Origin of the sequence: Streptomyces sp. NPDC008238 (assembly GCF_042956445.1) — a bacterium.
GTDB lineage: Bacteria > Actinomycetota > Actinomycetes > Streptomycetales > Streptomycetaceae > Actinacidiphila.
The window spans coordinates 17,273-28,269 of record NZ_JBIBGK010000048.1 but is presented as its reverse complement, the minus strand read 5'-3'; the positions used below and the strand labels follow the sequence as shown (position 1 = coordinate 28,269).

Annotated in this window: 10 protein-coding genes; 7 read left to right on the top strand and 3 right to left on the bottom strand. The window is 68.3% G+C overall.

The window, feature by feature from the left end; all coding sequences use genetic code 11:
- The first annotated feature begins 616 nt into the window (after nt 1–616).
- Nucleotides 617–1,195: a cysteine hydrolase family protein gene (locus ACFZAU_RS40500; RefSeq protein WP_500556387.1), complete on the top strand. Its 579-nt coding sequence runs from the start codon at nt 617–619 to the stop codon at nt 1,193–1,195.
- Between the two features lie 891 nt (nt 1,196–2,086).
- Here the strand turns inward: ACFZAU_RS40500 and ACFZAU_RS40495 are convergent.
- Nucleotides 2,087–2,863, bottom strand: a complete 777-nt coding sequence (locus ACFZAU_RS40495; protein ID WP_500556386.1) for an SDR family oxidoreductase — start codon at nt 2,861–2,863, stop codon at nt 2,087–2,089.
- Between the two features lie 178 nt (nt 2,864–3,041).
- On the opposite strand from ACFZAU_RS40495, the gene ACFZAU_RS40490 reads away from it, so the two are divergent.
- The gene (locus ACFZAU_RS40490) at nt 3,042–3,923 is read left to right on the top strand and encodes a helix-turn-helix domain-containing protein (protein WP_500556385.1); all 882 of its coding nucleotides are present in this window, start codon (nt 3,042–3,044) and stop codon (nt 3,921–3,923) included.
- A gap of 773 nt (nt 3,924–4,696) precedes the next feature.
- Here ACFZAU_RS40490 and ACFZAU_RS40485 read toward each other — a convergent pair.
- Both ACFZAU_RS40485 and ACFZAU_RS40480 read right to left on the bottom strand, forming a co-directional pair.
- Entirely contained in the window at nt 4,697–5,005 is a 309-nt protein-coding gene (locus tag ACFZAU_RS40485) for a hypothetical protein (protein WP_500556384.1), read from the bottom strand.
- Between the two features lie 493 nt (nt 5,006–5,498).
- Nucleotides 5,499–5,666: a hypothetical protein gene (locus ACFZAU_RS40480; protein WP_500556383.1), complete on the bottom strand. Its 168-nt coding sequence runs from the start codon at nt 5,664–5,666 to the stop codon at nt 5,499–5,501.
- A gap of 171 nt (nt 5,667–5,837) precedes the next feature.
- On the opposite strand from ACFZAU_RS40480, the gene ku reads away from it, so the two are divergent.
- From ku to ACFZAU_RS40455, 5 genes are all read left to right on the top strand, one after another.
- Nucleotides 5,838–6,596, top strand: a complete 759-nt coding sequence (gene ku, locus ACFZAU_RS40475; RefSeq protein WP_500556382.1) for a non-homologous end joining protein Ku — start codon at nt 5,838–5,840, stop codon at nt 6,594–6,596.
- A 229-nt stretch (nt 6,597–6,825) separates the two neighbouring features.
- Nucleotides 6,826–7,218 carry a hypothetical protein gene (locus tag ACFZAU_RS40470; protein WP_500556381.1) on the top strand — a complete coding sequence of 131 codons (393 nt, stop codon included), beginning with the start codon at nt 6,826–6,828 and terminating at the stop codon, nt 7,216–7,218.
- Nucleotides 7,215–7,892 carry a nucleotidyl transferase AbiEii/AbiGii toxin family protein gene (locus ACFZAU_RS40465; RefSeq protein ID WP_500556380.1) on the top strand — a complete coding sequence of 226 codons (678 nt, stop codon included), beginning with the start codon at nt 7,215–7,217 and terminating at the stop codon, nt 7,890–7,892. Before ACFZAU_RS40470 ends, ACFZAU_RS40465 begins: the two co-directional genes overlap by 4 nt.
- Before the next feature lie 986 nt (nt 7,893–8,878).
- Entirely contained in the window at nt 8,879–10,126 is a 1,248-nt protein-coding gene (locus ACFZAU_RS40460; RefSeq protein WP_500556379.1) for a hypothetical protein, read from the top strand.
- A gap of 289 nt (nt 10,127–10,415) precedes the next feature.
- Nucleotides 10,416–10,856, top strand: coding sequence for a DUF6228 family protein (locus tag ACFZAU_RS40455; protein ID WP_500556378.1), 441 nt, complete (start codon nt 10,416–10,418; stop codon nt 10,854–10,856).
- Nucleotides 10,857–10,997: the final 141 nt, after the last annotated feature.

Here is a 10,997-nt window from a genome sequence, read left to right as displayed (position 1 = left end):
GGGGCCCGCGGGGGGGGGGCCCAACCCTAGCGGGGGCGGGGGGCCCGGGGGGGCCCCCCCCCCCCCCGGGGGGCGGCCCCCCCGGGGGGGGGGGGCGCCCGGCCCTCCGGTGCGGCTGACGGACCCAGGGCTGTGCAGTGTCGCGACGCCCAATTGCGTCGCGGTCACCAAGAGTGTTGGAGCGGATAACCGGGTCACTTCCGTTGGAGTGGTGTACGGGTTCCCACCGGATCCCGGTGGTTGTTCGGGCGTCGGAGTGAGGGTCCGGATATAGAGACGGCCACCGGCTGATCTTCGAGATAGCCGACCGCCGTCTACTTCCAGCGGCGTGGAATGTGCGCTATGCGGTGGTGACGCGGCCGAGCAGGGGGTCCCTGGACTCGCGGTCCAGGGCGAGGATGCCGCTCATCCAGCCAGCCGGACCCGGCGACCGGCGCATCCGAGGGCGGATACACGATCCCTCGGGATTTCACCCGCCCCGCCTGCGACGCAGTCTCGATGGCCGCAAGCTGGAACAACAATCTTGTCCGGGGCTTTCGGCGCTTCGCCCGCGTACACGCCCAGCGCGCTGCTGCGGAGTGACCGCCCGACACGGCAACCATCGAGGTCCGCAACGATGCACGACACGGATACGACCGCGCTCGTCGTGATCGACATGATCAATACATATGAGCACGAGGACGCAGAACTGCTGCTGCCATCTGTGCGAGAGGCGCTCCCCGGTGTGCGGAGGCTGATCTCACGCGCTCGCAACATCGGTGTGGACGTCATTTACGTCAACGACAATTACGGACGCTGGCGCTCAAATCATGATGAAATCCTCGACATGGCACTCGCTGCCCCACACGCCGACCTGGTCGAACCGGTCAAGCCCGACGCCGACTCGCTGTTCGTCGTCAAGGCCCGGCATTCGATCTTCTTCCAGACCCCGCTGGAGTACCTCCTGGACCGGCAGAACGTCGGCCATCTCGTGCTGTGCGGGCAGGTCACCGAGCAGTGCGTGCTGTACTCGGCACTCGACGCCCACGTCCGGCACCTGCCGACGACCGTCGCGAGTGACGCCGTCGCGCACATCCACCGCGACCTGGCCGAATCGGCGCTGCGCATGATGGAACGCAACATGGGCACCTACCTTTGCCCAGCGGACAAAGTCCCGCTGGGCAAGGAGGCCGGGACACCGCTCCCGCCACCATGACCGTACGGTCCGCCAACACGGCCAGAGCAAGTTCGCAAGGACGTTGGCCAGGACATCAGTTGCCCATTCGACAAGATCCCCGAGCCTGGTCGCCCCTGTCGCGGCTGGCCGCAGCGGCCGCTTGTACCCGACTGCGTTCAGCCGACGGCGCCCACGCCATGATCAGCGCCGGCCGGGGTGGTCAGCCTTCGACGCCCGTGGTGGTGTGCGAGGCGCGGCTGCCGACGGCAAGGTTGGATGCTCGTCGCGGCTCTCCGGGGTAAGGGCATCGCGGCGAGCGAGGGCAACCGACAGAGGCAGGCCCAGCCGCTCGGCCACGCGTCGGCGCACACGCACCTGTGCTCGGGTCCGGGGACGGAACGAGGTCAGCGGCGAGCATCCGCACCCTGGGCGGTGGTCGTAAGTCAGCCCCTCTGCAAGCACACTTGCAACGACGGACCAGGCCTTCGTGTCGCGTCGCCGGGGCGCAGCGAAGTCATGGCCAGCGAAGACGAGCTGCTCACAACAGCCAGGACAGATGCGCTTCCGGATCGGCCACGTGCTGCCCATGAAGGAGAGCCAGCACGCAACGCACACGTAGTGCCGGAAGGCACCGTTGAACGCGTGAAGCACATGGCCCAAGAGGCTACGCGTGGTCCGCGGGCGGGCCCAAACGGATTCGTCATGCCAAATCCGGCCATTCAGCCGGGCGTCCTCCCCGTGAGGAGGAGGAGTCGGGTGTCAGATCGTCTCGGGCCGCCGCTGCTCGGGCGGTAAACGCAAGCGGAACCGCCTACAGGGCCCGCCCGTCACGGGCGCCATCCTCAGCGTGGGCAGGAGTGGGGGGGATGGGAGACAGCCCCGATCGCCCTCCCCCCTCCTCTTGTGCTGCGTCGACGCCGCTGCCCGATGTCAGCTGGGCTGGGCCGTCGGCATGATGAAGACCTGCGGGAGGTTGACCCGCAGGGGCAGGGAGGCGATGAAGCCGACCGTCCGCGCGATGTCGTCCGACTGGAGCCAGTCGATGGTCTCCTTCGAGCCCTCCAGCCATGCGCTGGCGCCAGGGTCGGTGACGTGGCCCTGCAGTTCCGTGCCGACGATGCCGGGCTCGATTGCGGAGACCCGCACGTTCTTCGGGCCCAGCTCTACCCGAAGGTGCTTCGACAGGTGGGAGACGAACGCCTTGGTGCCGGCGTAGACGGCGAAGGTCGGGTAGAGGTTCTGCGCGGCGCTCGACGAGGTGTTGATCAGGTCGGCGACGCCGCGTGCGGTGGCCGCCTCGACCAGCTGCGGGGTGAACGCGCCGATGACGTTCATCAGGCCCGTGATGTTGAGGTCGATCTGCCGCTGCCACTGGTCGGCGCGCAGCTCCTCGATGGGCGCGGGCAGCATGACGCCGGCGTTGTTGAAGAGCAGGTCCGCACCACCGAGGTCGTTCTTGACCTGGTCGGCGGCGTCGGACACGGCCTGGACGTCGGTCACGTCCACGGTGATCGCCAACGCGGTGCCACCGTTCTTCTCGATGCGGGAGACCAGCTCGGCGAGCCGGTCCTCGCGCCGGGCCAGCACGGCGACCTTCGCTCCCAGCGATGCCAGGTGTTCAGCAGTTGCTTCACCGATGCCGCTCGAGGCGCCGGTGACGACGGCGACACGGCCGGCAAAGGGGGCGACAGGGGTCTGCGAAGTCATTGCGGGGGTACCTTCCGTGGAACTTTCGGGGGGTGGCGGTCCGCTCGTCCGGGCCGCTCATCCAGCTCACCACCGCGAGACCCACCGAAAAGGCCGCCTACCCCACCCTCCCGAGGCTGGTACCGACAGGGCCACCCAAACCGGATATGCCGCACACAGTGGACGCGACACTGGGTGTATGGACAGCCGAAGCGAGCTCGCTGATTTCCTGCGCACTCGGCGTAGTCGTCTGACCCCTGACCAGGCAGGGTTGCCCGAGGACGGCCGCGCACGCCGGGTTCCGGGGCTGCGCCGCGACGAGGTCGCACGGCTCGCCGGAGTGAGCACCGAGTACTACACACGGCTCGAACAGGGGCGAGCCGGCAACCCCTCACCGGAGGTCCTTGCGGCCCTGAGCCGGGCCCTGCACCTGGACGCGTCCGAGACGGAACACCTGCAGGATCTGCTGGCCCGGCCGAGCGCCGCCACTCGCCGTACCCCCGTCGGTCCGCAGAGAGTCCGTCCAGGCTTGCACCTGCTGCTGCAGACACTGCAGCACGTGCCGGCCTACGTCCTCGGCCGGCGGACGGACGTCCTGGCCTCCAACCGACTGGCCAGGGCCATCCTCACCGACTTCGACGCCCTGCCGGTACCGGCCCGCAACCTGGCCCGCTACTACCTGCTGGACCCCTCCGCCCGGCAGACCGTCGGCGACTGGGAACGCATCGCCGCCGAAACCGTCGGGATCCTCCGCCTGGAGGCCGGACGCCGCCCCCATGACCGGCAGCTCGCAGACCTCGTGGGCGAGCTCATGCTGCAGTCACCGGAGTTCACGACCTGGTGGACCGACCACCGGGTACTGCGCTGCACCCACGGCGCAAAGCTGCACCATCACCCCGTCGTCGGTGACCTGCACTTCGACTTCGAGTCCTTCCCCGTTCCCGGAGACGCAGAACAGACCCTGTACGTCTACAACGTGGAACCCGGCTCACCGACCGAACAGGCACTGCGCTTGCTCGAGTCCTGGGACGCACCCACCCCCGACCGAAAACCGGTGCGCCCTGCGCCGCCCGCACCCTGATGCCTGGGGGACCTCAGCACCCCAGGACTTTGTGTGGGGGGGGCATCGCGAGGCCCTCACCGCGCAGCCCGCGGCGGCGAGGGCCTCTTCCATCTCCCGAGCGGTCCCACGTTCGCGTGGAGGCACTCCTGCGAGACCGCACTTTCAGCATGCGCGCTACCTGGCTTCGCCGCGCCCGGTGTAGCGCAAAGAGAAGGGCCCCCGCCTCTCGCACGGCAAGGGCCCAGCTCTCGGCCGAGGGAGGTCAGGTGGGAGGGGACGGTCCTTGGGCCTGTGCCCACGCTCCGCCTGCTGCAGCGAGCCCACAAGTTGAGGAGCGCACACGGGTGACGAGCGGCCCCGCCGCGGCGGGCGGTCCTGTTTTTGGCGGGGCCGCGTTCGTGGGCCCGCCCAGCCGCAGCTTAGCCCCGCACGGCCAGACGGGCGCATGAGCGGCCCCACCCCCCACCAGAGCCAAGGGAAGCAAGGCAGAGCCGCGTCCATAGGCGGTCCCGCCGGGGCTCGGGCAGAGCGTTCGACGGGACCGCGTTTTGGGGCGGCCCCGTCCTTGAGGGCTGAATCTCGTTCCGCTTGGACGAGGCCGCACTTCCACACTGCACCTCAACCGCCCCATGGGCATCCTGGCCGGACAGACAGCCCTGACGGGGGGATGGCAGCAGCGGAGCCGCCAGGGGGCGGTTCAGCGGATGAGGCCTGTGACGCGCTCTCGCATGATCAAGAGGACAGCCCAAGGAGGGATGCGTCAGGCAGGGCCTCACCTTCCGTGTTCGCGGTTACCCCAGTATGACTATGACGCCGCCGTTGCCGCCGTAGCCGTAGCCGGGTCCGTATCCATAGCCGTAACCGGGTCCGTACCCGAACCCGGGTCCGAATCCGTAGCCGCCGTAGCCGTAGCCGTAGCCGTAGCCACCGTAACCGCAGCCGTACCCCCAGCAACCGCCGTGGGCGATGACCGACTGCTGGGTGGAGGTGGTGGTCTGCTGTGGCGCGGCGGCGGCCGTGCCGACCCCGACGAGCGCGAGGAGGGGTGCCGCGAGAGCGGCGGCGGCGACCCGGCGGGCGGTGATGCTGTTGATGAACATGGTCGTTCCCAAGGGTGGCGGTCCCGCCGCGGCAGGCGGGTCAGTGTTTGGCGGGACCGCGTCTGGAGCCCGCCTGACCGCTTGCCTTGGCCCCGCACAGTCAGGCGAGTTGCTGCTTGAAGGATTACGGGCCGCGCTCCGCGTGGGCGGGCGTCAGGGTGCCAGCCGGCCCCGGAGCACTCCTGGGGAACCGGCGGAAAGGTGCGGCCCCGCACGTCCGTGCTGGTGAAGCGGTGACCTTGACCCTTGACCGCAGGTGCATTCATCGATACCGCCGGCGAGAACCTTCTCGCCGGGCCGGTGCAGGCGTTTTCTCGTCCATATGACCTCCTCGCCGATGTACCAGTGAGAGCGGTCCCGCCGTCCGTGTGCGGCAGGTCCGACGGGCGAGGCCGCACAGCCACGATGCGTCCGATCCGCCCAGGGGCACCTGGCCGGGAAGACACCAAGCTGACCGGGACGACGACATCGGGCGACCCGTGGGAGCTGTCCCTCAGCGGAGCACACTCTGACGCCTGTGGCGCCCCCTCGCGACGATGTAGACGAGGTCGAGCACGAGCACTACTACGCCGATGACCAAGAGATAGAACAGGCCATGGGCGACCGCGCCAATCAAACCCAGGATGATCGCTGCGATGACAAGCAGCAGGAAAAGCACCATTTCCGAGCACCTCCTCGACGCAGTCCGCGACGGGCGGGGGCACCGCCACCACTCCCGCGACGAAGTGGGCGGTGGCTCCAGTAGGGCGTCTTGCCCCGGGCATGCCTGGGAAACCACTACGCCGGAGTAACTCACCGCGCGCCGAACCGCCCCGCATTTAACGCTGTCGGTATGCGCGCGATCTGGACCGGCTACGTATCCTTTGGCCTGGTCACACTGCCCGTCCACCTCTACTCCGCGACCGAGGAGCACAGCAGCGGATTCCATAAGGTCCACGCGGCCGACGGGGCGCGCATCCGGCACCGGCCGGTGTGTGAGCGCGAGGACGTCGAAGTCCCGCAGTCGGAGATCGCGCGCGGCTGGGAGCGGCCGGACGGCCGTACGGTGGTGCTCCTCGACGAGGACCTGGCCGCGCTCCCCCTCCCGACGAGGAAGACGGTCGAGGTCCTCGGGTTCGTCGACGAGCGCGATGTCGACCCGGTCCTGTACGCGAAGCCGTACTGGGTGGGTGCGGCCGGCGAACAGGGGCAGCGGCCGTACGCGCTGCTCGTCGAGGCCCTCGCACGGCATGGCACGGTCGCCGTGGCGAAGGTGACGCTGCGGACGAGGGAGCGCCTGGCAGTGCTCCGGCCACGCCACGGGATGCTCGTCCTGCACACGCTGTTCTGGCCGGAGGAGATCCGGGAGCCGGACGACCTGTCGAGCGCGGTCCCGGTCACAGAGCGGGAGCTCGAGCTCGCCGAGCTCCTCATGGACGCCTTGGCGGGCGTCGAGATCCAGGAGCTTCACGACGGGTACGCCGCGGCGCTGGAGCAGTTGGTGGCGGCGAAGGTGGCCGGGGTCGAGGTGGAGGAGCCGGCCGAACCGGTGGAGGTCGTCGACCTGATGGCTGCACTCGAGGCCAGCATCGCCGCGGCGCGCCGAGAGTGACCGGGGGCCGCGAGCGGATACGTCACGCCAGGTCTTATCTGACCCGGGCGGCACTACCACCACCGGACGTCCACTCGTCCACTGCCTGCCGCAACGGGAACCGACAGGCGACGCTGCGGATTTCCCACCGTCATACCGCTCACCCGGCCGGTGATGAATCCCCGGCTATGACCGCTGGCATTCGTCGGAGCAGCCCTGGCCCCAGGGACCGCCCGCCATAATGAGACGTATGGCAGCCAGCTCGCACCCCCCGGTGTCCGGAACCGCAGACCAGTCCGGCGCGTACGCGGAAGACCTCGCGCTGTATCGGGAGAAGTTCCGTAAGCGTCTGCCTGCGTCGCTGGACGGGCTGCACGGCCCCACCGGCGGGACCGTGGATCTGCCACTGCACATCGCCTGGTCAGGGATGACTTCCTACGACATGGACAAACCCCGCCAGCGCATGGGCCTGTACCGCACCGTCCTGCACGACGGGCTGCGCGACGACCTGCCCCTCTACCTCAACGGGGATCTTCTCCTTCAGATGTGGCCGGTCCTGCGCACCCTCGTCGGACGTACCGTGCGTACCGTCTGGGAGGACGCCTTCCCGCAGCTCGCCGCCCGGGCCCGAGCCGCCGCATGACAGACATGCCAGAGCTGCACAGGCGGCTCCTGGCCGACGTCCTCGCCCTCGGCTCTCCGTATCCGCTGGTACTCACCGGCGGCTATGCCGTCCGAGCGCACCGTCTCGTCAACCGTCCCAGCCAAGATCTCGACGTCGCCACGCAAAGCCCGGAGCCCATGAGCGACATCGCGGTCACACTCCGTGCCGGGCTGGAGGCGCGGGGCTGGTGGGTCCAGCAGCTGGAGATCGCCCCACTCTCCGCCCGCTTCACCGTGTCCGACCCGGACACGGGACAGGAGTGCGAGGTCGACGTCCTCAAAGAGATCTTCTGGCGCCCGGTCGCCCACAGCTCCTACGGCCCCGTAATCGCCGAAGAAGACGTCATCGGGACCAAGGTCCGTGCTCTCGGCGACCGCGGCGCGCCCCGTGACCTGATCGACGTGTTCGCCGCGTCAAGCCGCTGGTCCACGACCGACCTGGAGGAGTTCGGCCGCCGACACGCCCGGGGCCGCTTTGAGCGAGAGGATCTTCAGGCCAACCTCGCCGGCGCCGAGTGGACCGATGACGAGGCCTTCGCGGCCTATGGCCTGGACGAGTCCACCATTGCCGCGCTGCGCTCCTGGGCCGTGCAGTGGGCCGACGAGCTGGCGACCCGGCTTCTCCAGGATCCCGGCGATCCCGATACCGACTGACGGCCGCACGCCTGCACCAGGCGTGGAGCAGTGTCGCGGTTTCCGATCATTCCCCTGGTGGAGCCGTCGGTCACGTCGTTGGCTGGTCCGGTACCTCGCACAGCGCCCGTGAGCGACCGTTGCGGCTATTGGATCATCGTCCACGAGTGGATGGCTTCGGCTCTGTATTCCCACAGGCTCAACGGTCGTGGCCGAGGCGGCTTCTTCTCGTGTTCGGCGTGTGGCTCGTCGTGGTGAGCGCCCGGCCCACCTCATCACTCACACCCGGACGACTCGGGTAGCGCGTAGCGCTACCGGCCCGTACCGTAACGGCCCTGTCGTCCCTTCACATGGCACGGATGGCGATGGCAAGCGCACCGGTAGAGAAGACAGCGGTCCTCGCTCCCGTCTCGGGGAACAGAGGAACTCCAAGAACGCGGCGACGGAGCCGTTCTGGTGGTTGCTCGCCCGGACCGTGAAGCGGACCACGCTGCGCCGCTTGTGCACCGTATCTTGGCCGCGGCAGTCGGTCTCTGGAGCGCCGTCCCACGGGACGAGTCCACCGGTTTTGAGATCATGGCCGGCGCACCGCAGGGGTGATTCCGGCGACAGCGGATCCGCTGGAGTCGGCCTGTGGGACAGCGGGCGCGCATCGATGCGGGGCGGGGTTCCGGAGGCGGGGATGCCCGGGGCACCGACGAGGCCCGGCCGGTAACACCTGGTCCGCGAGGAGCCCTCGCGTCGAAAACCGCATGCCGTTTTCCAGGTGCCCGAGACGTCCCCGCCGCGAACGGGATGCCCGGCGGCTGTTGATTTCCACGCTGGGCAGGTGCCGTGCAAGCCCGGGACAAATGCGTCCGAGGGTCTGACGTCATATCCATCATGACAGGTCAGCGCGGGTTTTCGTAGGACGAACGGCACAGCTTCCCGGCCTTGTTCGGCCCGTTCAGGCGCGCCCAGAATCTCCGCTATGAACCAATGGGGGGAGAGCCGATCAAGATGACATCGTGCGGGCACGGAATGTCCTGCTCGCATCGGGACGCCGGACCGCACGCGAGGAGGTTGATGCCTACCGGATCCTCGCCCAGGTCAGCCCCACCTCGTACCTGCCGCGCTTGGTCAAGGCATTGCTGCGCCTGACGTACGACACCAGCTCCGGCCGCAAACATCCCGCATCCCTCGCACTGCACGAAGAGGCTGTGGCCGTGGCGCGGTCCATCGATCCGACCGAAACTGCCCGTGCGGATCTTCTCTATGAGGCCCTCGACGGGTGCCAGAGACAGCTATACGACCTGGGCCGGCGCGCCGAAGGGCTCGCCATGCGCGCCGAAATGCTCGCAATCGGCCGTGCACAGGCCGAGATGTCCGGAGCCACTGCGGTCAGGGGACTGCACACGTGGGCTGCCGGCTTGTCCGAGGAAGGCCGGTATGCGGAGGCTGCCGATGCCATGACCGAGTTGGTCGCGGCGATCCTGCCCGACGGTTACGGCAGCGGATCTCTCGCCTGGTCACTCGTGGAGTGGATCGCCGCTCTCCACGACGCCGGTCGGTGCGACGAAGCGCTCAGCGCGTTCGGGACACTCGTCACCATGGAAGCCTCTGAGGCCGCGAACGACCGAGGCTCGATGGCGTGCCACCTCTACACGCTCATCGGGTACGCGCAGCTGCTCGACACCTACGGCCGAGGGGAACAGGCTGCCGCTGTGCGTCAGGAGGCCCTTGCGTTGCTGACGGAGCTGGCCGACACCGGTGAGCGGAAGACCTGGAGTGGCTATCAGGCCGCGTTTTGGGCGGTGCTGCTGTTCTTCTCAGGTGCCGACAGTGATCGGCCGCTGTCCGGTGAACCACATCCCCCCTTGGCGACGGCGCCCGGCCAGTGGTCGCCCGATATCAGGCGGCGTTACTTCGAGAGCCGTGACGCCCTCCGCGAGGAGGTCGAAGCCCTTGCGCCGCGAGCCGCCGAGCATCCCGACCGGCATCTGGCCGAACTGGTCCGGCTGCACCGGGTCCTCACCGTCCGCTCCGCCGTGTACTGGCAACACCGCACTCATCTGTTCGCGGAGCGCGTGCGCGCCCTGTTCGACGACGGAGTCGGCCTGGCATGCCAGTTGTCTCGGCACGATCCGGAAGGTGGTACGCGCACACTCGCAAGGACCCTGATCGACCGCTCGACCTTCCACGTCGCCGCACACGAGTTCAAGGCCGCGAGGGACGACTTCCATCAAGCCCTGAGCCACCTAGGAGAGGTCGACTGAGCACCCACCGATAACCGCGGCTACTCGGATCGTGAGCGCCAGTCCGGAAGGCTGAGGCTGCGGATCCTTCCGCTCCTAGGAGAACGCTGACCTGCGGCAAAGCGACCCCGTCACCGCTGTTCCCCGTGGCTCCCCGTTCTGCACCGCCTCACCTGGCACGGCTATGGCCCGCCCGTGCAGCCATGGCGGTACCGCCCCTGTCACTCACGGCAGCAGCAAGCGACCGTCCCGCGGTCTCCGGTTGGAGAGCGGTCGCTGGCTGTTCAGCCTGTTCCTTTAACCTGTTCACGTGATCGACTATGACGACTCCGGCCGCCCTGCAGTACAGGTGGGAAGTCCCGGCCCTGCCATCGTGCTCTTGTCGGAGCCGATTCGACGGTTGGGGGATGAAGAAATGCTCGACTTCCTCATTAGGGCCAGCGGGTCATGGGGAAGTGTCGAGACCTCGGTGGAGACGTTGGCCGGTGATGGCCTCGATGATTACCTCGCCTCACTCGCCGAAGATTTCCGAGGCTGGGAAGGAGTACGTACCTGGCACTCCCTGTGCTCTGACCTGACCCTCTCAGCCGAGCACCGTCCCGGTGGATACGTCGGGCTGACCTGGGGTATCTACGACCGGGCGCCGTCTGAGCAGTGGCGCTTCGAGATCGCCACGGTGCACGCGGCAGGTGAGGACATGCGTAACCTCGCCGCCGAAATCCGTACCTTTATTGAGGGCGTCACGGAGTAACTGGAGGAACCCCTGAGGTGGGCACCGAGCCGAAGCCTCCGGGAGGCGGAGCGGGTTTGGCCGGTGGCCTGCCTGGGGGGATCTGGCTGAAAGCCCAAGATTGGGAGGTGAGGGTGGCGGGAGTGTCTGTCAGGTGGGTTG